The sequence below is a fragment of the Aeromonas sp. Y293-4 genome (genome assembly GCF_027705905.1).
GTDB classification, from domain to species: Bacteria; Pseudomonadota; Gammaproteobacteria; order Enterobacterales; family Aeromonadaceae; genus Aeromonas; species Aeromonas veronii.
The window spans coordinates 56,570-80,943 of the sequence record NZ_JAPDCI010000007.1; the positions used below are offsets into that span (position 1 = coordinate 56,570).

Annotated in this window: 24 protein-coding genes; 7 read left to right on the forward strand and 17 right to left on the reverse strand. The window is 57.2% G+C overall.

What is annotated here, in order from left to right; all coding sequences use genetic code 11:
• Positions 1 to 13 precede the first annotated feature (13 nt).
• The 4 genes from OKC31_RS09795 (at position 14) to rsmF (ending at position 5,409) form a co-directional block, all read left to right on the forward strand.
• The gene (locus OKC31_RS09795; protein WP_216978795.1) at positions 14 to 640 is read left to right on the forward strand and encodes a paraquat-inducible protein A; all 627 of its coding nucleotides are present in this window, start codon (positions 14 to 16) and stop codon (positions 638 to 640) included.
• The gene (locus OKC31_RS09800; RefSeq protein WP_270656831.1) at positions 624 to 1,226 is read left to right on the forward strand and encodes a paraquat-inducible protein A; all 603 of its coding nucleotides are present in this window, start codon (positions 624 to 626) and stop codon (positions 1,224 to 1,226) included. Before OKC31_RS09795 ends, OKC31_RS09800 begins: the two co-directional genes overlap by 17 nt.
• 55 nt (positions 1,227 to 1,281) lie before the next feature.
• Entirely contained in the window at positions 1,282 to 3,834 is a 2,553-nt protein-coding gene (locus OKC31_RS09805) for an MlaD family protein (RefSeq protein WP_270656832.1), read from the forward strand.
• A gap of 144 nt (positions 3,835 to 3,978) precedes the next feature.
• Positions 3,979 to 5,409: a 16S rRNA (cytosine(1407)-C(5))-methyltransferase RsmF gene (gene rsmF / locus OKC31_RS09810; RefSeq protein WP_270656833.1), complete on the forward strand. Its 1,431-nt coding sequence runs from the start codon at positions 3,979 to 3,981 to the stop codon at positions 5,407 to 5,409.
• A gap of 225 nt (positions 5,410 to 5,634) precedes the next feature.
• Here the strand turns inward: rsmF and OKC31_RS09815 are convergent, their stop codons facing one another.
• Both OKC31_RS09815 and OKC31_RS09820 read right to left on the reverse strand, forming a co-directional pair.
• Positions 5,635 to 5,907, reverse strand: a complete 273-nt coding sequence (locus OKC31_RS09815; RefSeq protein ID WP_201938244.1) for a RepB family protein — start codon at positions 5,905 to 5,907, stop codon at positions 5,635 to 5,637.
• Positions 5,908 to 6,079: 172 nt separating this feature from the next.
• Entirely contained in the window at positions 6,080 to 7,108 is a 1,029-nt protein-coding gene (locus OKC31_RS09820) for a tyrosine-type recombinase/integrase (RefSeq protein WP_247822809.1), read from the reverse strand.
• 69 nt (positions 7,109 to 7,177) lie between these two features.
• On the opposite strand from OKC31_RS09820, the gene OKC31_RS09825 reads away from it, so the two are divergent.
• The gene (locus OKC31_RS09825; protein WP_247822810.1) at positions 7,178 to 7,336 is read left to right on the forward strand and encodes a hypothetical protein; all 159 of its coding nucleotides are present in this window, start codon (positions 7,178 to 7,180) and stop codon (positions 7,334 to 7,336) included.
• Positions 7,337 to 7,370: 34 nt separating this feature from the next.
• Here OKC31_RS09825 and OKC31_RS09830 read toward each other — a convergent pair whose 3' ends face one another.
• The 13 genes from OKC31_RS09830 to yceD form a co-directional block, all read right to left on the reverse strand.
• Positions 7,371 to 8,150, reverse strand: coding sequence for a TatD family hydrolase (locus tag OKC31_RS09830; RefSeq protein ID WP_247822811.1), 780 nt, complete (start codon positions 8,148 to 8,150; stop codon positions 7,371 to 7,373).
• 25 nt (positions 8,151 to 8,175) lie between these two features.
• The gene (gene holB, locus OKC31_RS09835) at positions 8,176 to 9,123 is read right to left on the reverse strand and encodes a DNA polymerase III subunit delta' (RefSeq protein ID WP_247822812.1); all 948 of its coding nucleotides are present in this window, start codon (positions 9,121 to 9,123) and stop codon (positions 8,176 to 8,178) included.
• Positions 9,108 to 9,749 (reverse strand): dTMP kinase, encoded by a 642-nt coding sequence (gene tmk, locus OKC31_RS09840; protein WP_247822813.1) that lies wholly within the window; start codon positions 9,747 to 9,749, stop codon positions 9,108 to 9,110. The genes holB and tmk overlap by 16 nt, the downstream gene beginning before the upstream one ends.
• Positions 9,749 to 10,750, reverse strand: a complete 1,002-nt coding sequence (mltG, locus tag OKC31_RS09845) for an endolytic transglycosylase MltG (protein WP_042083043.1) — start codon at positions 10,748 to 10,750, stop codon at positions 9,749 to 9,751. The genes tmk and mltG overlap by 1 nt, the downstream gene beginning before the upstream one ends.
• Entirely contained in the window at positions 10,740 to 11,546 is an 807-nt protein-coding gene (gene pabC / locus OKC31_RS09850) for an aminodeoxychorismate lyase (protein WP_247822814.1), read from the reverse strand. The genes mltG and pabC overlap by 11 nt, the downstream gene beginning before the upstream one ends.
• Positions 11,547 to 11,614: 68 nt before the next feature.
• Entirely contained in the window at positions 11,615 to 12,856 is a 1,242-nt protein-coding gene (gene fabF, locus OKC31_RS09855; RefSeq protein WP_005360452.1) for a beta-ketoacyl-ACP synthase II, read from the reverse strand.
• Positions 12,857 to 12,938: 82 nt separating this feature from the next.
• The gene (gene acpP / locus OKC31_RS09860; RefSeq protein ID WP_005300909.1) at positions 12,939 to 13,175 is read right to left on the reverse strand and encodes an acyl carrier protein; all 237 of its coding nucleotides are present in this window, start codon (positions 13,173 to 13,175) and stop codon (positions 12,939 to 12,941) included.
• Positions 13,176 to 13,333: 158 nt separating this feature from the next.
• Complete coding sequence (gene fabG / locus OKC31_RS09865; RefSeq protein ID WP_005351850.1) at positions 13,334 to 14,068, reverse strand: 3-oxoacyl-ACP reductase FabG; 735 nt, start codon at positions 14,066 to 14,068, stop codon at positions 13,334 to 13,336.
• Between the two features lie 13 nt (positions 14,069 to 14,081).
• The gene (fabD, locus tag OKC31_RS09870) at positions 14,082 to 15,017 is read right to left on the reverse strand and encodes an ACP S-malonyltransferase (protein ID WP_160881740.1); all 936 of its coding nucleotides are present in this window, start codon (positions 15,015 to 15,017) and stop codon (positions 14,082 to 14,084) included.
• Positions 15,018 to 15,088: 71 nt separating this feature from the next.
• Positions 15,089 to 16,048 carry a beta-ketoacyl-ACP synthase III gene (locus tag OKC31_RS09875; RefSeq protein WP_040065495.1) on the reverse strand — a complete coding sequence of 320 codons (960 nt, stop codon included), beginning with the start codon at positions 16,046 to 16,048 and terminating at the stop codon, positions 15,089 to 15,091.
• Between the two features lie 7 nt (positions 16,049 to 16,055).
• Complete coding sequence (gene plsX / locus OKC31_RS09880) at positions 16,056 to 17,075, reverse strand: phosphate acyltransferase PlsX (RefSeq protein WP_270656835.1); 1,020 nt, start codon at positions 17,073 to 17,075, stop codon at positions 16,056 to 16,058.
• Between the two features lie 9 nt (positions 17,076 to 17,084).
• Positions 17,085 to 17,252 (reverse strand): 50S ribosomal protein L32, encoded by a 168-nt coding sequence (gene rpmF, locus OKC31_RS09885; protein WP_270656836.1) that lies wholly within the window; start codon positions 17,250 to 17,252, stop codon positions 17,085 to 17,087.
• Positions 17,253 to 17,271: 19 nt separating this feature from the next.
• Positions 17,272 to 17,793: a 23S rRNA accumulation protein YceD gene (gene yceD / locus OKC31_RS09890; protein ID WP_013723766.1), complete on the reverse strand. Its 522-nt coding sequence runs from the start codon at positions 17,791 to 17,793 to the stop codon at positions 17,272 to 17,274.
• A gap of 119 nt (positions 17,794 to 17,912) precedes the next feature.
• Between yceD and OKC31_RS09895 the strand changes: the two genes are divergently transcribed.
• A complete protein-coding gene (locus OKC31_RS09895) occupies positions 17,913 to 18,494 on the forward strand; it encodes a Maf family protein (RefSeq protein WP_247822815.1) in 582 nt (193 codons plus the stop codon).
• A 100-nt stretch (positions 18,495 to 18,594) separates the two neighbouring features.
• Here OKC31_RS09895 and OKC31_RS09900 read toward each other — a convergent pair whose 3' ends face one another.
• Together OKC31_RS09900 and rluC are read right to left on the reverse strand one after the other, a co-directional pair.
• On the reverse strand, positions 18,595 to 19,275 hold the full coding sequence (locus OKC31_RS09900) for an HAD family hydrolase (RefSeq protein WP_270656838.1): 681 nt from the start codon (positions 19,273 to 19,275) through the stop codon (positions 18,595 to 18,597).
• Complete coding sequence (gene rluC / locus OKC31_RS09905) at positions 19,275 to 20,219, reverse strand: 23S rRNA pseudouridine(955/2504/2580) synthase RluC (protein WP_005351815.1); 945 nt, start codon at positions 20,217 to 20,219, stop codon at positions 19,275 to 19,277. Before rluC ends, OKC31_RS09900 begins: the two co-directional genes overlap by 1 nt.
• A gap of 413 nt (positions 20,220 to 20,632) precedes the next feature.
• Between rluC and rne the strand changes: the two genes are divergently transcribed.
• A complete protein-coding gene (gene rne / locus OKC31_RS09910; RefSeq protein WP_270656839.1) occupies positions 20,633 to 23,692 on the forward strand; it encodes a ribonuclease E in 3,060 nt (1,019 codons plus the stop codon).
• Positions 23,693 to 24,374: the final 682 nt, after the last annotated feature.

The window sequence follows — 24,374 nt, forward strand, 5'->3', positions numbered from 1 at the left end:
CAGGTTGAATTGTATGATGGAGCCCGGTTCCGTAATTGTCTGTCCGGCGTGCGACTTGCTGATCCAGCGCAAAGCACTGCCGCTGCGTCGTCATGCCCACTGCCCGCGTTGTCACCAACATCTCTATGGCCGTTATGCCTTTCGTCCCTCCCAGTTGATGGCCCTGACCATCACCGGATTTCTGCTGCTCCCCTCCGCGTTTTTTGAACCGCTGATCTATCTGCGGCTGGCGGGGGTCAACTCCGATGCCGACCTGCTGCGCGGTATCCTGGTGCTATTTGGCGAAGGTGAGTTTTGGGTGGCCTCTTTGGTGCTCTGGTGCGCCGTACTGGCACCGGTAGGGTTATTGGCGGGGATCTTTGCGCTTGCCTCGGGTCTGGCTAAACGCTGGCATATCTTGGCGCCCACCTTGAAGCTGGTCGAGGTGTTTCGCCATTGGGCCATGCTGGAGGTCTATATCGTCAGTCTGCTTGTTGCCCTGTTCAAACTGATCGACATCGCCGATGTGCGCCTCGGTGGCGGGTTGCTCAGTCTCGGCATTCTGATGCTGCTCAATATGACCCTGCTGATCCTGTTTGACCCCGCCCCCTACTGGGCGCGGATCCCGTTAAAGGAGCCGGAACATGACCAGCGCCCGTGAGATGGGGCTCTGCCGCTGCCATACCTGCGGTCTGCTGGTGCGTTATCAAGCCGGGGCAGCCTGCCCCCCTTGCAGCAGCAAGTTGCAGGTGCGCATCCCCCGCTCCCTTGCCTGGTCGTGGGGCTTGCTGGCACTTGCCACCTTCATGTTGTTGCCTGCCAATCTGTTGCCTATTACCCATTTCTACAACAAGGGTTTACTGCAGTCAGATACCATCTTCAGCGGTATCATGATGCTCTATCGCAGCAAAATGGGCGGGATTGCCACTATCGTCCTTACCGCCAGCATACTGGTGCCGGTGGGCAAAATATTGGGGCTGGGCTGGATCTGCTGGCAGTTGCAGCGGGCCAAACCGGTACGGCGCAAGCGCCAGCTGGTGATGTATCGGGTGATCGATTTTATCGGTCGCTGGTCAATGCTGGACTTGTTCGTGATTTCGCTGATGGTGGCACTGGTCGATCGGGGTGTTCTGCTGAGTGTCCGCGCAGGCCCGGGGGCCACCGCCTTTGCCGGTGTGGTGGTGCTGACCATGATGTCGGCCCGCATGCTCGATACCCGCTTACTGTGGGACAAGGCGGCTCGTTAATGATTTCTCTGTTTTTGTCTGATGTGCTGTTTAATCCAGCCAATAAGGAGTCACTATGATCGGGGCTGAACCCGTCATTGAAAAGCGTCGCTGGTTATCACCGGTCTGGCTGTTACCCCTGATAGCCCTGCTGCTGGCAGGTGGCTTTCTCTATCAGCAGGTATTGAGCCGTGGCCAGCTTATCCAGATCAACTTCGCCCAGGGCAACGGCATTTTGCCGGGCAAAACCCAGGTACGTTATCAGGGGGTGGCCATCGGCGTGGTGCAAGAGCTGGAGCTGGCTGAAGATGGCCGCAAGATTGCGGTGATGGCCAAGATTGACAGCCGTGCCCGGCCGTTGATCCGCAAAGGCTCCGACTTCTGGCTGGTGAGCCCCAAGGCATCGCTGACCGAGATCTCCGGCCTCGATACTCTGGTCTCCGGCAATTACATCAACCTGCAACCGGGGCGTGAAAGCAATCCGCTGGAGGAGACCTTCGATGCCCTTGAGGGCCCTCCTCCCGGCTATCAGGCTCAGGGTCGCATGCTGCACCTGACCGCCGATTCGCTGGGCTCTGTGGGGATTGGCGCCAAGCTCTATTTCCGCGGTATCGAGGTGGGCAGCGTCATCAATACCCGCCTGGGTCAGGACAATCAGAACGTCATTCTGGATCTGGTGATCGAGCCGCGTTTCGAGCATCTGGTCAAAGTTGATACTCGCTTCTGGAACATCAGCGGCATCAAGGGCTCCTTCAGTCTGGCCGGGGTGAGCGTGGAGGCTGGCAGCCTTACCTCCATCCTGAGCGGCGGCATTGCCTTTGACTCGCCCAAAGATTCACCGGAGCCGGAGAAGGGACAGACCTTCGTCCTCTATAAAGGGCTGGCGGAAGCGGCGCGTGGCGAGCGTATCGACATTGCGGTTGGCGATCTCCCGGTCAAGGAGGGGATGCCCATCCTCTATGAGGGGATCGAGATCGGTCGTATCGACCCTATTCGTCTCACCGACAAAGGCCGGGTGGTGACGGCGCTGATCAACCCGGAGCAGGCTTACCGCATTACCGACAAGAGTCAACTGGTGTGGGAGAGCGTCTCCCTCTCCGCGACCGGCGTGCAGCATGCAGATCGCCTGCTCTCAGGCCCGGCCATTCGCCTCGACTATGTGGCGGGCAAACCGGTACAGAAGATGACCCTGACCGATCGAGCCCCCCAGATCGGCACCAAGGTGACGCTGCAGGCTGATGATCTGGCGGGGCTCAATCAGGATGCCCCTGTCTGGTACAAGGGATTGCAGGTGGGCCGTATCAGCCAGCTCACCCTGGATGCGCGCGGCAATGCCAGCATTGAGCTGGTGATGGCACCGAGCTACGGCCATCTGCTCAACCGTGCCCGCTTCTATCGCGCCGCCCCGTTGCAGATCGATGCCGATCTGAGTGGCATCAAAGTAGAAACCAGTCCGGCCAGTGCCTGGCTGGGGGGCGGGATCAAGCTGGTACAAGCCAGCAGTGGCGAGCGGATTAACCGTCTCTACCCGAGTCAGGAGCTGGCACTGCTCGGCACCCGTGATGCCAAGCCCCAGCGCTGGTTGCTCAAAGCAGATCAGGCCGATGGCATTGGCATTGGCTCGCCTGTGCTCTATCTGGGGCTGGAAGCGGGCAAGGTCAAACAGCTACGCGCCGCCAAAGAGGGGGTCGAGATCGAACTCGAGATTGATGGGGTCTATGCTCCCCTCCTCGCCCAGCAACCCCAATTCTGGAAAAAACCGGCCATCGACACCAAGGTGCGGGTCGATGGTGTGCAGGTCAAGGTGGGCAACCTCGGTACCCTGCTGCGTGGCGCCATCGAGTTCGATCGGTTGGCCAATGGCCGCAGCAGCCATCAACTGTTCGATTCCAGGGAGCAAGCCAAGGCCAAGGTGCGCCAACTGTCACTGGTGGCAGAGAGTAACCCGGGGCTCGGGATTGGCAGCCCGATCCGCTATCGCGGTGTCGATATCGGCAAAATTGAAGAGATCGAGCTGGAGCCGTCTCTGGGTCAGGTGATCTTCAAGGCCGAACTCGATGGCCACTACGCCGAGCGTTTCCTGCAGTCCGGCGCCCGCTTTACTCTGGTGCAGGCCAAGCTGGGGCTGGGCGGTGTCGCTCACCTCGATACCCTGATCAAGGGGGCGTTTGTAGAAGCACAACCCGGTAAAGGCGCTGGCAAAGATCGCTTCCCCTTGAGTCAGGTCGGCCCGGTGGGTCTGGCCCTGACCCTCAAGAGCCCCTCCGTCAATGGCTTGAGCGTCGGCAGCCCGCTGCTGTTTCGCAAAATGGTGGTGGGTAGTGTCACCAAGGTGGCGCTGGCTCGGGATGGCAGCGAGGTGGTGATCGATGTCAACGTGGATCAGGAGTATGCCCATCTGGTGCGGGCCAACTCCCGTTTCTGGAATGTCTCCGGGGTCAAGGCGGAGATCGGGCTGACTGGCGGCACTATCGAAGTGGAGACGGTGCAGAGCCTGCTGGCCGGCGGCATTGCTTTCAATACGCCGGAGATAGAGATGGGTCCAACCGTCAAAGCGGGCCACAGCTATGCGCTCTATGGCAAGGCCGAGAAAGAGTGGCTGGAGTGGAGTCCACGTATCCAGCCCTGATCTCTTCCCTTTGTATCTCATCCAAGCCCGGCATAGTGCCGGGCTTTTTTATATTCCGGTGCCTGTTGATAGGGTTCAGATTCAGAATATTCTTAGCCTTGTGGTAGGATATCGCCCCTCTTTTTCGGTCAACGAGACGGCACAGTGCACGACAACACCTTCCTTCCCGATTACTTTTTACGCCACATTGCGGCCATCATGCCGGCCCATCTATCGATGGATGAGTTTGTGGCCAGTTGTCGACGTCCGCTGCGCCGCAGCATTCGGGTCAATACCTTGAAGATCGCCGTCTCAGATTTCGTCGCCCTGATGGAGCCACTGGGTTGGCAGCTTGACCCTGTCCCTTGGTGTGACACCGGCTTCTGGCTGGCCCGCAGCGATGAAACCGTCCCACTTGGCAACACCGCCGAGCACTTGAGCGGGCTCTTCTACATTCAGGAAGCGAGCTCCATGCTGCCGGTGACGGCACTCTTTGCCAGCGACAAGATCAAAGCGGATGGCATGTTGCTGGATGCGGCGGCGGCCCCCGGCTCCAAGACCACCCAGATAGCCGCCTTGATGAACAATCAGGGAATGCTGGTTGCCAACGAATTTTCCAGCAGCCGGTTGAAAGTGCTTAGCGCCAATATCCAGCGCTGCGGCGTGACCAATGTGGGCATGACCCATTTTGATGCCAAGGTATTTGGCCAGTGGCTGCCGGAGACCTTCGATGCCATCCTGCTCGATGCCCCCTGCTCCGGTGAAGGTACGGTGCGCAAGGATGAAGATGCATTGCGCAACTGGAGCATCGAGAGCATCGACGAGATTGCGACGGTGCAACAAGGGTTGCTGGAGAGCGCCTTCCATGCCTTGAAACCGGGTGGTGTGCTGGTCTACTCCACCTGTACCTTGAGTGAGCAGGAGAATCAGGCGGTCTGCCAATCCCTGCTGGACAAGTTTGGCGATGCCTTGAGTTTTGATTCGTTGGCAGACCTGTTCCCCCATGCAGAGCAGGCCTGTACATCCGAAGGATACCTGCACGTTTGGCCCCAGATCTTCGACAGTGAAGGCTTTTTCGTCGCCAGATTGCGCAAGCATCACTCGGTGCCCAACACCATGTTCAAGCCGGGCAAGCTGGGTAAATTCCCTTTTGCGCCGCTTCCTGCCAAAGAGGCGGAACCCATGCTGCGCGAGATCGAAGCCAACTTTGGGGTGGCACCGCAGGGTCAGCTGTTTGGCCGCAATGACGAGATCTGGCTCTTCCCCCTGCTGTTTGATCAGGTGCAGGGCAAGTTGCGTTTCGATCGCATCGGCATCAAGTTGGCCGAAACCTTCAAGAAAGGTTATCGCCTCACTCATGAGTGGGCACTGGCCTATGGCGATAAAGCGAGCAAGGGCGTAATCGAGCTGGATAGCGCCAATGCGCGGGAATTCATGATGGGGCGGGATGTCTGGCCAGAGCAGGATGCTGGCACTGGCGAGGTTATCGTCCGCTATCAGGGGCATACCCTGGGCATGGGGAAATGGGTGGGGAATCGGGTCAAGAATGCCCTCCCCCGCGAGCTGGTGCGTGACAACAATCTGTTCAATGCGTAGTGGGTTGTTCGGTGCATAAGCACTTGAACGAGTCTGAAATACCCACACTCTGGTTGAACTTTTCTTCGGATCTTGAAAAGCCTTGAGCCTTGTCTAAGCTTAAGGCAATCCGAACACCAGTTAGCGCACGGCTCTGCAAGGAGCCAATTCCCCTATGCCAGGTACAAGGAATTCGTACCTGGCTTTTTTTATCTCTTCACGTATCGCTGTTACTTCATCTTGTGTCTATTCAACGGTCTCTTCGACCTGTGTGGCGACTCTGTTTGCAAACGGAGGTTCTCTACCCAGCTCATGTTGGTAGAGCAGATCGATCGCCTGCTCGATGAGTGATGCCTGACTGTCTTCGAGATGGATACCCAGAGCGGCCAATCGCTCGGCGTGGCGATTGCTGATCCAGCATTGCAGTCGAGTATGGGTCTCCTGCTTGCGTTTTACATGTTGGCGCTGCCGCTCGGCATTGTTTTGGGGCCCCGCCTCTTGCTCTTCACGCCCTGTCATTTCTTGGCTCATATGTCCTTGCGATGTTCCATTTCCGGATTTGTTATCTCTCATCACATGCCATTATCCATTGGAAGATGCCCTTCCCCTTTGGGCTGCTGGCTGCGCGACAAATATATCATTAGATCAACAGGATATCATTTAACATAAATAATTCAGTGGCGCAGTTATATCAGAGCAAGCCATCAAGGGCATGATCGGAGAATTTGTGGGCGTCATCGAAATACTCCTGCAGGGTTCGCATATCCTTGTGGCGCGTCACCTCAATGATCTTGTTCATCGGCTTGCCGGCAGTTACCGCCGAGGTGATAAATCCACGGCGCAGGCTATGGCCACTGACGTAGAGATCGTCAATGGTTTGGCCGGTTCGCCGCTTGATCATCAGATTGATGCCCTGGGGGCCGAGTGGCTCGGCCATCAGTTGGCCCCAGCGGTTCATGCGCCGAAATAGCGGCCCCTCGCTGATCCGGCTTTTGCTCAGCCAGTTTTGCAGTGCCGACACAGGACAATATTGCTTGCCCGGGATCAGGGCAATCTCGGTTTCATGCAGCTGATGCTTGCTCGGTTTGAGGCGAAGGCGGATCCCCTGCCCCACAAAATCTAGATCTCTCACCTCAATTCTGGCCGCTTCCGAGCGGCGCAAAGCGCCACTGAACATCAAGAGCAGCAGGGTGTGATCACGCATGCCCGCCAGATCATGGGTGTCGATGCCATCAAGCACCTGGGTCAATGGCTGTAGCGTCAGGGCACCGGTTTTGCGCTTGCGGTTATCCCCCAACCTGACAATACCGCGCATCATCTCCTTGATTTCGGGATGTTCGGTGGGCATGGGGTGAATCCCTTTCTGCTTGAAGGCATAGCGGATCCCAGCAAGCCGTCTCACCAAGGTTGCCGGTTTACGAGGTTCACCGTTACGCAGCTCCCCCTTCCCCTCCTCTTTATCCAGCCATACCCAGTCGGCCAATACGCCATCGGCCTGATCAGCGAGAAAGTTCATGATGTCGTGATGGGTAGTTTGTAGTGGATCCAGCCCGTGCAATTGGCACCAGAAGACAAAAATACGGGTATCCGCCTGATAGGCATTGAGGGTGGAATCCGCTTTTGCACTGCGTAAAAAGTGGCGTGCCCGACTATTTAGCTGCGCATCGAAAACAGTCTGCAGTGACTGATTAGCCGGATTTGATAAGGATGGATATGCCACAGAACACTATGATTAATAAGAAGTTTGTTAGGATCTTACAGGATCTTCCACATACATCAAGTATCGATAATGAATATTATCGATACTTATAGCCTGATGTTTTTATACCCTTTGGCCACGGTGAACGAACGAAATATAGGAGTATTATTCGACCCAGTTTTAGATGGATGCGTGAGAGATAACGTGCGTGAAGTTGATATTCAGGTGGGTAATCAGCTTGGTATTTGACATATAAAAAGCCCCGAGCAACGGGGCTTCTGTGTTATTTTTTCGCCAGTTTGAACAGTTCAAAGAAATTTCGGCTGGTCGCTTCTGCCAATTCAGCAAGCGGCATCTGGCGCAGGTCGGCAATAAACTGGGCAACGTCTCGTACAAAGGCGGGCTCGTTCTCCCTCCCCCGATGCGGCACGGGTGCAAGATAGGGCGAGTCGGTCTCGACCAGCAATCTGTCGAGGGGCAGAGCCTTGACCACCTTTTGCAGGGCAGACGCATTTTTGAAGGTGGCGATCCCGGAGATTGAGATATAGAACCCCATCGCCATTGCGGCTTGCGCCATCTCGAGAGACTCGGTGAAACAGTGCAGCACACCGCCAACCTGATCCGCGCCCTCTTCACGCATGATCTGCAAGGTATCTTGTTGAGCATCGCGGGTATGGATGATCAGCGGCTTGTTCAGCGCGCGAGCAACCTGGATATGTTCGCGGAAAGAGGCTTGCTGAACTTCCTTGTTCTCGGGCGAGTAAAAGTAATCGAGACCGGTCTCACCGATGGCCACCACACGTGGATCGGCAGCTTGCTTGAGCAGCAACTCGGCATCGACCCCGGGTTCCTGATTGAGCGGGTGTACCCCGCAAGAGGCAAACACCTGGGGATAGGGCGCGATCGCCTCGAGCATGGTCGGGAACTGTGCCTGAGTCACACTGACACAGAGAAAATATCCCACGTCCAGTTTCGCGGCCTTGGCCAGTACATCAGCCATGCTGGTCTGCTTGCTGCCATAGCTGAGGCGATCGAGATGACAGTGGGAATCAACGAGTAACATATAAAACCTTTCTGCTTGTCAGTACTTATAACCAGCGACTGAGCCAGTTCATCAGATGGATGGTGGGATTGGAGAGCTGACCCGGCTGACATGCCGCTTTCAGGGCAACCAGATCTTGTTCTGCCTCCAGCAGTTTTTCGCTGGAATGCTGCTCCGCCAACCGTTGACTCAAAATAGCCAGATCCGGCATTGCCAGTTGATGGTGACCACATCCGGCCTGGGTTTTCAGGGCATCGCACAAGAAGAGCTGCAACCAGTGCAACCTGACCTGCATCTCCTGACCCAGCTGGCTGCACAGTGCCGTCGCCTTGACCGGACTTTGACTCAGGGCGACAAACTGCTCCAGCAATTCGCGGCGAGTACCGTCCTGTTGCTGCTCGATATAGTCGAGTACCCGCAGCGGGGCACCCTGACAGATCCGCACCTGAGCCAGAGTGGCCTGATGACCCTGCTCGGCCAACCAGCGTACTGTCTCCCCTTCTGCAGGCAACTGACAGACATGTTTGTGACAGCGACTGAGAATGGTGGGAAGCAACCGGGAAACCTGGGAGGTGATCAGCAACAGCAAGCTGTCGCCGGCCGGCTCTTCCAGGGTTTTCAGCAGTGCGTTGGCCGCCGATTCGGTCATCCGCTCCGCATCAGGAATGATCACCACCTTGCCACGGCCGAGCTGGGCAGAGCCCTGCAGCCGGGTGCAGATCTCGCGAATGGCCTCGACCCCGATGGTCTTGCTGTCGCGAGTTATGGTGCCGAGATCCGGGTGGTTGCCCTTGTCTAACAGCTGGCAGGAGTGGCACTGACCGCACGGCTCTCCGCGATCCGGTTGCTGGCAAAGGTGTAAACGCGCCAGCCGCTCGGCCAGTTGCTCCTTGCCAAGACCGGGATCGCCCAGCAACAACCAGGCGTGGCCGAGACGACCGGACTGGGCCGTCTGGCTCAGGGCATGCCAGTCGGGGATCAGCCAGGGATACATAGCGGCTCGTTCGACAGATAGTGATCCAATGCACGCTCGATGGCAGCTTTGACCTGTTCCGGCGTTCGCGCCGCATCGATCACCACAATGGAATCATCCTTGGCGGCGAGATCGAGATAACGGCTGCGGGTCCGTTCGAAAAAGCTGAGCTGCTCCAGCTCGATCCGATCCAGCTCGCCGCGATGGCGAGCGCGCTGCAAGCCAAGGGTGGGATCGATATCGAGATAGAGGGTGAGATCCGGCTTGAAGTTGCCGAGCACTGCCTGCTTGATGGCTCCGATAAGCTGTGCATCGATACCACGGCCGCCACCCTGATAGGCCTGGGAGGAGAGATCGTGGCGATCTCCCACCACCCAGACACCGTTGGCCAGTGCCGGCTTGATGCGGGTCTCCACCAGTTGTACCCGGGAGGCGTACATCAGCAGCAGTTCCGCCTCGATGGTGAGGCGCTCGTCGTGCACCTCTTTGACGATGGCCCGCATCCGCTCGGCCAGCGGTGTACCACCCGGCTCGCGGGTGCACTCGATCCGGTTGATGCCGTGGCGCTGCAGATAGTCGGTCACATAACGCACGGCCGAGCTCTTCCCTGCCCCTTCCAATCCTTCGATCACAATAAATTTAGACATTAGGGTTTCTTCAATATGTATTCGCGAACCGCCCGATTGTGTTCATCGAGGGTCTTGGAGAAATAGTGGGCACCGCCCCCCTTGGCGACAAAATAGAGATAGTCGGTCGATTTGGGGTTAAGCGCAGCTTCGATGGAGGCCTTGCCCGGCATGGCGATAGGCGTGGGCGGCAGACCGTCGATCACATAGGTGTTGTAGGGATTCTTATCGGTCAGATCGCTGCGGCGAATATTGCCATCGTAGCGATCTTTCACCCCGTAAATAACGGTGGGATCGGTTTGCAACTTCATGCCCAGACGCAGTCGATTGACAAACACCGAGGCGATCTGCGCCCGCTCGTCCGGCTGGCCGGTCTCTTTCTCGATGATGGAAGCCATGATCAACGCCTCATAGGGCGTTTTGTAAGGCAGGTTGGCCTGACGTTTCTCCCAGCTCTGCTGCAGGAAAGTCTCCATATCCTGATGGGCGCGACGCAGGATCGAGAGATCGCTGGCATGGGTGGTATAAGCGTACGTTTCCGGCAGGAACCACCCCTCCAGCTTGCCATTCTCGATGCCGAGCTCCTGTGCCAAGTCGGCTTCGGATTGCTCAACAGTCAATCGCTCAAGGTATGGGGCGCTGGAGAGCTGCTTCTGCCAATCCTCGAAACGGGAACCTTCGACGAAGGTGAGGCTGAAGTGAAACTCCTTGCCCGATGCGAACAGAGAGAGGGTCTCCTTGAGAGGGGCCCCTTCCTTGATTTCATAGGTGCCCGATTTGATGGCCACCAGTTCGGGATGGCTGCGCAGCCAGAGCCGCACCGCCCAGGGGCTGGCTTCCCCCTCCCCCAGTTCGGCGATGAGGCGCGCCGCATGGGCGCCCTTCTCCACCGTAAAGAGCCGGGTCGGCCCCTTGTTGGTGAGTGTTTCTACCTGTTGCCATTTGTAATGTACATAGCCCCCGGCAGCGGCAACCGTCAGTGCCGCCCCCGCGAGCAGGGTGTAAAGCCGATTAAACTTCAATGACCAAACGCTCCTGTAAACGGCGACTCAATACCGCTGGGGGATAGTGAATATCCTCGATGCCATTGACCGGCACGACCCCCATCAGGGTATTGGTGAGCCACACCTCTTCCGCCTGCCATAGTGACTCCAGCGGAGCCTCTACCACACGCAACTCAATACTCATCTGTTTCAGCATCGCCATCACCTGGCGGCGCATGATGCCATCGACACCACCGCGGGCGAGATCGGGCGTAAACACCGTCTTGCCCCGACGCCAAAACAGATTGGCACTGACCCCTTCAATGAGAAAACCGCGACTGTTAAGTACTATCCCTTCGACTGCATTTCGGCTGACAAGTTCGCTTTTCAGCAATACCTGCTCCAGACGATTCAAGGTTTTAAGCCCGGCCAGCATGGGGGCATCGCCGATCCGCTGGCGGCACACCACCATCTCGATCCCCTCCTGTTGCAACTGGCCATAGTGAGTGGGAAACGGCGCCAGAGTGACAATCCGGGTTGTGTGCTGACATCCGCTACCGTCATAGCCCCGCCCCCCCTCGCCGCGGGTCAGGATCACCTTGGCCACGCATTGTGGCTGCTCGGCCACCATCTCTTCAACCTCCTGGGTCAAGAGATCCCAGTCCGGTTCAACCAATCCCAGCCGGTTGTTGGCCAGCTGCAACCGTGCCAGATGGGCAGGCCACTGCAACACGCGACCCTCCCTGACCGCCATGGTGGTGAAATGACCGTCACCATAGGCCAGCCCCCGATCATGGGCCGAGATCGTATCAAGCTTCATACCATTGATAAGCAAAGGGATCCCTCCGATAAAAAAGGCCCGATACCGGCAGTATCGGGCCTGTGTCTTTGCCCTGCGGCAAATTATACGCGTTTGAAGATCAGTGAGCCATTGGTGCCGCCAAAACCAAACGAGTTGGAGAGGGCGTATTCAAAGCTGCCTGGTTTGGCCACATGGGGTACCAGATCCAGATCGCACTCATCATCCGGGTTGTCCAGGTTGATGGTGGGCGGAGCCACCTGATCACGCAGGGCCAACACAGTGATGATCGCCTCGATGGCACCGGCGGCGCCCAACAGGTGACCGGTCATGGACTTGGTGGAGCTGACCATCAGAGATTTGGCGTGCTCACCAAACACCGACTTCATGCCACGCAGCTCGGCCACATCACCCAGCGGTGTGGAGGTGCCGTGCGCGTTGATATAACCAATCTGCTCGGGGGCAATGCCGGCATCCTTGATGGCATTTTTCATGGCGCGAGCGCCACCGTTGCCATCAGCAGGAGGCGCAGTCATGTGGTACGCGTCACCGCTCATGCCAAAACCGACCAGCTCGGCGTAGATCTTGGCGCCACGGGCCTTGGCGTGTTCGTACTCTTCCAGCACCAGTACACCGGCACCGTCACCCAGCACGAAACCATCGCGATCTTTATCCCACGGACGGCTCGCTTTTTGCGGCTCGTCGTTGCGGTTGGAGAGTGCCTTGGCGGCAGCGAAGCCACCCATCCCCATCGCGGTGGAGGCTTTCTCGGCACCGCCGGCGACCATCACGTCGGCATCACCGTAAGCGATCATCCGGCCAGCCATGCCGATGGCATGGGTACCCGTGGTACAGGCGGTGGTCACGGCGATGTTCGGCCCTTGCAGACCTTTCATGATGGAGAGATGACCGGACACCATATTGATGATGGTGGACGGAACGAAGAAGGGACTGATCTTGCGCGGGCCGCCGTTGACCAAGCTTTCGTGGTTCTGTTCAATCAGACCCAGACCGCCGATACCGGAGCCAATCGCCACGCCGACACGTTCGGCATTCTCTTCATTGATGGTCAGGCCGGAATCATCCAGCGCCTGCATACCGGCCGCGATGCCGTATTGAATGAAGAGATCCATCTTGCGAGCGTCTTTACGGTTGATACCGTACTGCTCGGGATCGAAATCCTTCACCAGACCTGCGAAGCGGGTTGCAAACTCGCTGGCATCAAAGTGTTCGATAAGGGAAATGCCGCTCTGCCCGTTGAGCAGTGCTTGCCAGCTGGATTCGGCAGTGTTACCCACCGGGGAAAGCATCCCCAAGCCGGTCACCACGACTCTGCGTTTTGACACTGAGGTAGTCTCCGAGAGGTGTTTTGAAAAGGAACAAATACAAAAGAAGCGGCCCTTGGGCCGCTTCTTTCAGAACAGGAACTTATTCCTGATTAGCGGTGATGTAGTCGATAGCCGCTTGAACAGTGGTGATCTTCTCGGCTTCTTCATCAGGAATTTCGGTATCGAATTCTTCTTCCAGCGCCATTACCAGTTCAACGGTATCCAAAGAGTCAGCGCCCAGGTCGTCGACGAAGGAGGCAGCGTTCTTAACGTCTTCCTCTTTAACACCCAGTTGTTCGATGATGATTTTCTTTACGCGTTCTTCGATGTTGCTCATGACCTGAATTTTCCTTTAAAAATACGCTATTTGCGTCTGGTTGGGGTAGTTTATTCAATTGACGTGAGTTTGCAAGTAGCTTGCCGCTGGTCAAACCACGAAATGTGCCAAACTTCGGCGTACTATCGCAAATTTGAACAGATCTTACGACAAATTGATTACACCATGTACATCCCGCCATTAACATGCAGGGTTTCGCCGGTGATATAGGCTGCTTCATCAGAGGCCAAGAATACCACAGCTGCGGCAATTTCTTTTGGATCACCCAAACGGGCGGCAGGCACCTGACTCATGATGCCGGCACGTTGATCGTCATTCAGGGCACGGGTCATGTCGGTTTCGATGAAACCGGGAGCAACCGCGTTCACTGTGATACCACGGGATGCCACTTCCCGCGCCAACGATTTGGTAAAACCAACCAGACCGGCCTTGGCGGCAGCATAGTTGACCTGACCGGCATTGCCCATGGTTCCCACCACGGAGCCAATGCTGATGATGCGACCGTGACGTTTCTTCATCATGGCACGCAACACCGGTTTGCTCAGACGGTAAAGCGAGGTCAGATTGGTATCGATGATCTCGTTCCACTCGTCATCTTTCATCCGCATCAACAGGTTGTCACGGGTGATCCCCGCGTTGTTGATCAGGATGTCGATGTCGCCAAAGCGCGCCTTGATGGCGGCGAAGACGGCTTCGATGGATTCCTGGCTGGTCACGTTCAGTGCCATGCCGCAACCATTGTCGCCCAGATAGGCGCTGATCGCCTCGGCACCGCTCTCGCTGGTCGCCGTACCGACCACTTTCGCGCCACGGGCCACGAATGTTTCGGCAATCGCACGGCCGATGCCACGACTGGCACCGGTCACCAACACAACCTTATCGGTAAAACTCATCACTTGCTCCTGTTTACTTGATCTGGGCGAGCGCCTGCTCGAAAGAGGCGGCATCGTTGGCGTGAATACCTTCCACCCGCTTGTCGATGCGCTTGGCGAGCCCGGTCAACACTTTGCCCGGTCCCATCTCGATCTCGAGGGTAATCCCCTCATTGGCCATCCGCTCGACAGTCTCGGTCCAACGAACCGGGCTGAACAGTTGACGTACCAGTGCTTGCTTGATGGCGGCCGGATCCTGTTCACAGGATACGTCGACATTATTGATGACCGCGATGGTTGGAACCTTGATCTCGATCCCGTCCAGCGCAGCTGCCAGTTTTTCTGCGGCAGGTTTCATCAGCGCACAGTGAGACGGCACGGAGACCGGCAGCGGCAGCGCACGCTTGGCGCCCGACTCTTTCATCAGCACGTTGGCGCGCTCAACGGCCTCTTTGTGACCGGCGATAACCACTTGGCCTGGGGAGTTGAAGTTGACCGGAGAGACCACCTGCCCTTGTGCCGCTTTTTCGCAGTTGGCGGCGATGGATTCGTTATCCAGACCGATGATGGCCGCCATGGCGCCGGTGCCTTCCGGTACCGCTTCCTGCATGGCCAGACCACGCAGCTCGACCAGTTTGACCGCATCGGCAAAATCGAGTGCGCCGCTGCAAACCAGCGCGGAGTACTCACCCAGGCTGTGACCCGCCATCATGGCAGGCGTTGCCCCACCCTGCTGTTGCCACAGGCGCCACAGGGCGACAGAGGCCGTCAGCAGCGCAGGCTGGGTGCGCCAGGTTTTGTTCAGATCTTCAACCGGACCATCCATCACTAGGGCAAACAGGTCATAACCCAGCACCTGGCTCGCCTCGGCGAAGGTCTCCTTGATCACGGCATGTTGTTCGGCCAGCTCGGCCAGCATGCCAACGGACTGGGAACCTTGTCCCGGGAAGGCAATGGCAAATTGGGTCATCATTGATTCCTTTTAGATAAGACAAAAATGAAATCGGTGACGGAATGATGGAGACACCATCCCGCCGAAGATCAGAGGCGAACCAGCGCCGAGCCCCAGGCGAAACCGCCACCAAAGGCTTCCAGCAGTACCAGCTGACCCGGTTTGATCCGGCCATCCCGCACCCCTTCATCGAAGGCGACAGGGACGGACGCAGCAGAAGTGTTGCCGTGCTTGTCGAGGGTCAGCACCACTTTATCGAGGCTCATACCCAACTTCTTGGCTGTGGCGCTGATGATGCGGAAGTTGGCTTGATGCGGCACCAGCCAGTCCAGCTCGCTCGGCTCGATGCCAGCAGCGGCCAAGGTTTCGGTGACGATCTCGCTCAGACGGGTGACAGCGACCTTGAAGACATCGTTGCCCTTCATATACATGTAGGCTTCGAGCTCGGCACCCGGCATGCCGCGACGAGGGTGCGGCAGTTTGAGCAGCTCGCCATAACGGCCATCGGCATGAAGATGGGTAGAGAGGATACCCGGCGTCTCGCTGGCACCGACAATCACAGCCCCTGCCCCGTCACCAAACAGGATGATGGTGCCGCGATCTTGCGGATCGCACATGCGGGAGAGTACATCGGCCCCGACGACCAGCACATGGCGGGCGGCGCCGGATTTGACGAACTGATCGGCAATGGAGAGTGCGTAGGTGAAGCCTGCGCAAGCAGCAGCCACGTCAAAGGCAGGAATGCCCGGAACGCCGAGCAGCCCCTGCAGCTCGCAGGCGGCAGCCGGGAAGGCATTTTCAGCACTGGTAGTGGCCAGCACTATCATATCGAGATCGGCAGCGGTCAAGCCGGCTGCATCCAGGGCGCGCAGGGCGGCCTGGTAAGAGAGGGTGGCAACGGTTTCGTCAGCCCCGGCAATACGGCGCTCACGGATACCGGTGCGTTCCACGATCCACTCATCACTGGTCTCAACCATCTGCTCGAGATCGGCGTTGGTACGCACTGAACTCGGCAGGTAGCTGCCAGTACCCAGAATTTTGCTATGCATAGAGTTCTTATAGATCCCTGTCAGAGAAGACAGCTTCAAGGCGATCTGCTATTTGCAGTGGAAGTTGATGTTTGGCCTCTTGTGCGGCCAGCAGGATCGCATTACACAGAGCGCGCCGTTCGGCCCGCCCATGACTTTTTACCACAATGCCGCGCAATCCTAACAGACTTGCCCCGTTATACTGGTCGGGGTTCAGGTAAGAAAAACGCCGTTTGAACATAAATTCGGCGATCCGGCCAAGAAAAATGCGTTTCTTGCGGGGATATCCGGCCAGCTGGGCCATCATCCGCACCACCCCTTCTGCAGTCTTGAGGGCGACATTACCGACAAAACCGTCGCAGACGATCACGTCGCTGTCGCCGCTGAAGATGCGATCCCCTTCGACGAACCCGACATAATTGAGCGCGTGGCACTGACGCAACAATTCGGCGCTGTGGCGCACCAGATCGTTGCCCTTGATCTCCTCCTCGCCGATGTTGAGCAAGGCAACACGGGGGGATGCAATGCCTTCTACCTTTTCGGCCACGACGGAGCCCATCACCGCAAACTGCAGCAAGGTATCGGCATCGCAACTGACATTGGCGCCGAGATCCAGCATCACGGTGCGTTTGCCGCTCAATGTCGGCAGCGCCTTGATAAGTGCCGGCCGATCGACCCCGGGCAGGGATTTGAGCACGCACTTGGCCATCGCCATCAGCGCACCGGTATTGCCGGCACTGACGCAGGCATCGGCCTCACCGGCTTTCACCAGATTGAGTACCACCCGCATGGAGGAGTCTTTAAGGGTACGCAACGCCACGATCGGTTTATCGCCCATGCCAACCACCTGGGATGCATGTACGAAACGAACGCGGGGATGATTCAGCAAGCCATGTTGCTGCAGCAGAGAGTAGGTCTGATGTTGGTCACCGACCAGGATCAGTTTTAGCTGGGGTAAAAGAGACAGTGCCTGCACGGCGGCAGGCACTGTTTCCGAGGGGCCAATATCTCCCCCCATGATGTCTAGCGCGACAGTTTGCGTAGACAAAGGCAATCCTTAAGCGATTACCTTTTTACCGCGGTAGAAACCATCGGCAGTCACGTGGTGACGACGATGAATTTCGCCACTGGTCTGATCAACAGTCAGGGCAGAGGTGGTCAGCGCATCGTGGGAACGACGCATGCCACGCTTGGCACGGGTTTTACGGTTCTGTTGTACGGCCATTGTAGGCTAACTCCTAAATTCACTTACGTTTAAGCTCTTCAAGAACTGCAAAGGGATTCGGCCGCTCATCAGCAGGTTCGATTTCACCCCAGGTCATCTCCATGTTTCCTCTCGGGCATGCATCCAGAGAATGCATTGCGACTTGAGGCAACGAGAGGATGAGTTCATCCTCCAGGATTTGATGAAGATCTATCTCGCCGTTTTCGTCCAACTCAATGGGCTCATAAGCTTCCGGCAGTTCTTCCTCGTTTGTTCTTTCGAACAGCGGAGTGTAGATAAATTCAGCTTCACAGAGGTGTTCGAATGTCTCTCCGCAACGTTGGCAAACCAGATCAACCTTGGCATGGGCAGTGCCTTTCATAACGGTCAACTTCTGGACATCTTTGCCAAAGTGCAGTGATACATCGATATCACTCTGCAAGCCAGCGGTTGATTCCTCCAGCCTGGGCATCTGCGACTTTTCCACTATCCCGATGTAATCGAGCAGCTTCAAGGCACTACGGACTGGATCAACCTTAACGGGCAACTTCACCTTTTGCATAGGGCGCGAATAATATAGGTCCAACAACTGATAGTCAAAGGAAAAAGTCCTTACCGCCGATGATTTTAACGTCACAAGTCCCTAGAATGCCGGTACCTGCTTTCATCGGTAACTCGATTATGCCACAGAATCTGATCCTCGCCTCAACTTCTCGCTATCGCAAAGCCTTGCTGGAGAAGCTCGGACTCCCCTTTGAATGTGCCGCCCCCGATGTGGATGAGCGACCAGTGGCTGGCGAATCCGCCGAGGCGCTGGTGGCTAGGCTGGCCCATGCCAAGGCTGATGCCATCGCCGGGCAACGTGATCACGGCTTGATTATCGGCTCTGATCAGGTGTGTGTCTGCGATGGTCACATCCTCGGCAAACCGGGCACCATCGACAATGCCATCGCCCAGCTGATGGCGGCCCAGGGGCGCAGTGTCACCTTCTACACAGGCCTGTGCGTAGTGAATGCCGCAACCAATGAGGCTCATCAACTGGTGGAACCCTTCACTGTCCATTTTCGCAACCTCGATGAAGCCGCCATTCGCCGCTATGTTGAGGCTGAACTGCCCCTCGATTGTGCGGGCAGCTTCAAATGCGAAGGGATGGGCATCGTGCTGTTCAAGGGGCTGGAGGGGCGCGATCCTAACGCCTTGATCGGTCTGCCACTGATCGGCCTGATCGAACTGCTGGAGCGCCAAGGTATTGCCCTGCCCTGATTGCGGACGAATAGATAAGCTAGATCGAGGATATAAAAAGCCCGATCAATAGACCGGGCTTCTGTTATCAATCAGATTGAGCTCTCTTAAAGAGAAGCGTCTACAACAGCCCGCGAAGAGCCGTCATGGAGTCCACCACCGCTACAGGTTCGTGACGACTGAGGGCATCGCGGCTATCCACCCCCCAGGTGACACCAATACGCGGCATGGCGATCGCCTCGGCCATTGCCATATCGTGAACAGAGTCGCCGATCATGACGGCCTGCCGGGGTGACAGCCCCAGCTCGTCCAGGATCAGCTCAAGCATCAGCGGATCAGGCTTGGAGCGAGCCTCATCAGCCCCTCGGCTGGTCACAAACAACGGGCGCAGTCCGGTCTCATCCAATACCCGATCCAGCCCACGGCGTGATTTGCCGGTCGCGACGGCCAGTTGCAGCCCTCGTGACCGCCAATCATGCAGCAACTCCCCTGCCCCGGAAAACAACGGGCTGGGGGTCGCATCGTGCAGATAGTGATGACGATAGCGATCGATGAGTGCGGCAATCTGGCGCTCATCAAAGGCACTGCCACTGCCACTGCCACTGCCACTGCCACTACTTAAAGGGAACAGACGGGGCATGGCGACATCAAGGCTCAATCCGATGATCTGCCGGATCTGGGCTGGTGCAGGTACCGCCAGCTCACAATCTCTAGCAGCTCCTTGCACACAGGCAACAATCCGGCCCACCGAATCCATCAGGGTGCCGTCCCAATCGAAAATGGCGAGCCGGATATCCTGCATCAGCGTGGCAAGCCGTTGAGGAAGTTGTCGAGTTCAGGTGCCAGCGGCGCTTCTACCTGCATCTCGCGACCATCGGCCGGATGGGTGAAGCTGAGCTTCCAGGCATGCAAAAAGAGCCGTTTTAGCCCTTGGCTGCGCATTTTCTCGTCAAACGCCGCTTCACCGTACTTATCGTCACAGGCTATCGGATGACCGGCATGCAGGGTATGCACGCGGATCTGGTGGGTACGGCCAGTAATGGGGCTGCACTCGACCAGGGTCGCTTCGGCAAACTGACGCACGATGCGGAACCGGGTTTCGGAGGGCTTGCCATCGGCGCTGACCCGCACTACCCGTTCACCGGATTGCAGATCGTTCTTGCGTAGCGGCGCATTGACCACCTTGACGTGAGCCTGCCACTTGCCACGCACCAGCGCCAGATACTGCTTGCGCATGGTCTTAACGCGCAACTGCTCATGCAAGCTGCGCAGGGCGCTGCGTTTTTTGGCAACAAGCAATACACCAGAGGTGTCGCGATCCAGTCGATGAACCAATTCGAGGAAACGGGCTTCCGGCCGCAGTGCACGCAGCCCCTCAATAACGCCAAAACTCAAGCCGCTGCCACCGTGTACGGCCATGCCGGAGGGCTTGTTCAGCACGATCATGGCATCGTCTTCGAACAGGATCTGGCTCTCCAGACGCTGGATAACCCCGAGGTTGGCTGAAGGCAGCTCATTCTTCTCGGCAACGCGCACGGGGGGCACCCGCACCTCATCACCTGCGCAGAGTTTGTACTCCGGTTTGATGCGCTTTTTGTTTACTCGCACTTCGCCTTTACGAAGGATGCGATAGATCAGGCTCTTGGGGACGCCCTTTAGCTGAGTCTTTAGAAAATTGTCGATGCGCTGCCCGTCATGCTCAGCTTCGATGGTGAGCAGCTGCACTTGTTGTTGTATCTGTGTCATGGCGCGGATTTTAACACTGCCAGCGCCCCTTGGCTGCATGGTTTGTTGAAAAATGGCGCCTTGCTATAAAAGAGGTTTAAATGGGATAATAAACAAGGTTTTGTCATTGTGTTCAAGCCTTGTACTAAGTGGCCAAAAAGTATGCCACCCAATCCCGAAACACCGTGTATACAAGAACATGACGGTTCCCGGGTGCGAGGTACAACGCATGGAGAACACAAACATCACCGTTTATTTGTCTCCATTTCGGCATCCTTATTCATTCCTTCTCGAGAAGTGATGACCAGAACGCCCTTAGTTTGCGCCTCATGCATACCCCAACCGGGAGGTTGCCCCAGTATGCTGAAGACCCGAGGCCGGCGCTGGCAGGACCCAGATGGAGGAAATCAAAATGACACAATAATGAGAACTCAATGAAAAGAATGCTTATCAACGCAACTCAAGAAGAGGAGTTGCGCGTAGCGCTGGTTGACGGACAACAGCTCTACGATTTGGATATTGAAAGTCCGGGACACGAGCAGAAGAAAGCGAACATTTACAAGGGTAAGATCACCCGCGTAGAACCCAGCCTTGAGGCTGCTTTTGTCGACTACGGCGCCGAGCGCCACGGTTTCCTGCCGTTGAAGGAGATCGCCCGCAATTACTTCCCCTCCGGTTACTCCTATCAGGGTCGTCCCAACATCAAAGAAGTGGTCCGCGAAGGTCAGGAAGTTATCGTCCAGATCGACAAGGAAGAGCGTGGCACCAAGGGTGCAGCCCTCACAACCTTTATCAGCCTGGCAGGTAGCTACCTGGTTCTGATGCCCAACAACCCCCGTGCCGGTGGTATCTCCCGCCGCATCGAGGGTGATGAGCGGACTGAACTGAAAGAAGCCCTGAGCGGATTGACCGTGCCGGAAGGCATGGGCCTGATCGTGCGTACCGCCGGTGTGGGCAAGTCTCCGGAAGAGCTGGAGTGGGATCTGAACGTTCTGCTCAACCACTGGGACTCCATCCACAAGGCCTCCCAGGAGCGCGCGGCACCGGTGCTGATCCACCAGGAAAGCAACGTCATCGTGCGTGCCATCCGTGACTATCTGCGTCGCGATGTGGGCGAGATCCTGATCGACAATCCGGTGATTTTCGAACGCGCCAAGGCCCATATCGAGCTGGTACGTCCCGATTTCCTCAACCGCGTGAAGCTGTACAAGGGTGAAGTTGCCCTGTTCAACCACTTCCAGATTGAGAGCCAGATTGAATCAGCCTTCCAGCGTGAAGTGCGTCTCCCCTCAGGCGGCAGCATCGTTATCGATCCGACCGAAGCACTGACCTCCATCGATATCAACTCCTCCCGCGCCACCAAGGGCGGCGATATCGAAGAGACGGCGCTGCAAACCAACCTGGAAGCGGCCGACGAAATTGCCCGTCAATTGCGTCTGCGCGACTTAGGGGGTCTGATCGTTATCGACTTCATCGACATGACGCCGGTTCGCCATCAGCGCGAAGTGGAAAACCGTCTGCGTGAAGCGGTGCATCAGGATCGTGCCCGCATCCAGCTGGGCCGGATCTCCCGTTTCGGTCTGCTGGAGATGTCTCGCCAGCGTCTGCGCCCCTCCCTCAACGAGTCCAGCAGCCATATCTGCCCCCGTTGCCAGGGTCAAGGCGTGATCCGTGACAACGAATCCCTCGCCCTGTCCATCCTGCGTCTCATCGAAGAAGAGGCCATGAAGGACAACACCGAGCAGGTTCACGGCCAGGTGCCGGTGGATGTTGCCGCGTATCTGCTTAACGAGAAGCGTGCCGCCATCGCCAGTCTGGAGCAGCGCAATGATGTGCGTGTTTACATCATTCCGAACCAGCATCTGGAAACCCCGCACTACGAAGTGACTCGCATTCGTCAGAACGAGATCCCGGAAGCGGCCAGCTATGAGCTGAAAACCGAGATTGCCAAGCCGGTCTACCAGCCGAAGCAAGCTCAGGTGATCGAGCGTGAACAACCGCTGCTGCAAGGCTTTGCCCAACCGGCACAACCGGCCCCTGTTGCACCGCAACAGCCGGCGGCTCCCGTTGCTGCGGCCCCTGCCGAAGCCGGCTTCTTCAGCAAGCTGATCAAAGGCATTACCGGCCTGTTCAGCAGCGATGCAGCCCCTGCCGACGTGAAAGCGCCCGCCGAGAAACCAGCAGCTCGTGAAGCACGCAAGGATGAAGGTCAGCGTCATCAGCGCGAAGAAGGTCGTGGCCGTGGTCAGCGTCCTCGTCGTGACGACAATCGTGGCAACCGCAACAATGCGGAAGCTGGCGAGAAGCGTGAAGGTGGCAACCGCGAAGCCGGTGAAAACCGCAATCGCCGTCCCCGCAAAGAGCGCGAGCCTCGTCAGGAGCGTGAAGCTCGTGGCGAAGTGCGCAGCGAACAGCGCATGGAACGTGAACCCCGTCAGGAGCGCGAGCCTCGCGAACCGCGCCAGGAACGTGCACCACGTCCGGCCCGTGAACCTCGTGCGCCCCGTGAGCCGCGCGCCGAAGTCATTGTTGAAGCGGTAGACGCCGTTGATGCAACTGCCGCCCAGCCACGTCAGGAGAAAGAGCAGAAAGTGGCCGAGCGCCGCGAACGTCGCCAACTGCGCAAGCAGATCCGCGTCGATGTCGCCGCTGCTGACACCCCTGCCCTGCCGGTTGACGAAGTACCAGCGCAAGCTGAAGTGATCGATGCCACCGTGGGTAACGAGCAGGAAGAGCAGAGTGAAGGCCAGCGTCGTTCACGCCGCACTCCGCGCAGCCAGCGTATCGAAGGTCAGCGCCGCAAGCGCATCAACGAAGATGCCCGCAGCCAGCGTGACGAAGAACAGCAAGATACCACCACTCTGACCACCGCAGCTCAGGCAGATATTGCCAAAGCGCAGGTTGAAGAGCCGGTAGTGCCTGTTGTTACCATCCCGAGCGCTGAAGCCGTCGCAGCTGCCCTGCAAGCTTCTGCTGCACTGACCGAGCATGTGGTTGTCGAAGCCGTTGCTGAAGAAGCTGCCGAGCAGGCTGCTACCCAGGTCGAAGCAACTCAAGCCGATGTGATCGCTAGCCCGGTTGTTGCCGTTGTTGCCGTTGTCGCCGCTCCGGCTGTCGACGAGGCTGCCGCTACCGTGGTTGAAACCGCTCCGGTTGTTGAAGAAGCCCCTGCTGTCAGCCCCCCTGTCGTAGAAGCTGTACCGGCTGCAGTCGAAATGCCAGTTGCTGTTGTCGAAGCCTCGGCACCTGTCGCTGCGGTTGTGGTGGAAGAGACTCCGGTCGTGACCAAACAGGTTGCTCACGGTGCTGGCCTGCTGGCTCGTGCTCGCAAAGCATCCGCCCCGATGGCAACCCCTGCCGAAGCCCCTGCCCTGCCTGCCCGTGAGCCGGTTAACTACCCGCCGCTGGTACGCAACGAGGTGAGCACATCAGGTCGTCATGGTGGTAGCACTGCCGCCGTCAACGTGGCCACCTGCCCGGCCGGTCGCCCCTAAGCAACCCGGGTTGACCCCCTAAACAAAAGCCACACCAACCGGTGTGGCTTTTTTATTTCTCTTTTCCCCTGTGCACTCACAGACACATTAATACCCATGCTCTGCAAAGCAGCTTTGTCTGTTATCTCTCTTCATCATTGAACACTGCTTTACTCATGTTTACTTTTTCACGTAACAGAGAGGCCAGTTTTTCAGCGCCTATGTTCAGTATGAGGCCAACTGATTTTGTTTGTTTAAAATCTTGTTTGTTGGCATATAAATAGTTGTGTAGACGACGGTCTGCAATGGGCTGGTGTTGGGTTCAAGATCCATTTGATATGGAACCCTCTGGTTCAATGCATACTTGCCAACCAAGGCATTCGGTTGTACCGAAACCTGAATCCTCCTTTCGCAGAAATGGGGAGGTTCGACATAAAGCAAACCTGCCTCAGGTCTTGTTTAACTGATGATCAACTCAGGTCGCATCTACACAGATGCACATATAGGTCACAGTCGGTTGATATAGATTTGCTTTCCGGGAACTAGCCAGCTCCCCTATCCTGGCGGCAACACAATCAATGCACGAGATATTGGTTAGGGCCCTTCCCCACACAATTAAGTGTTGAAACTGAGCCTGACGCTGGCCCTGATACGCGAGACTTCAGTAACCGTTGCTCAACGATTCTGTTTAAAAGGGCATATA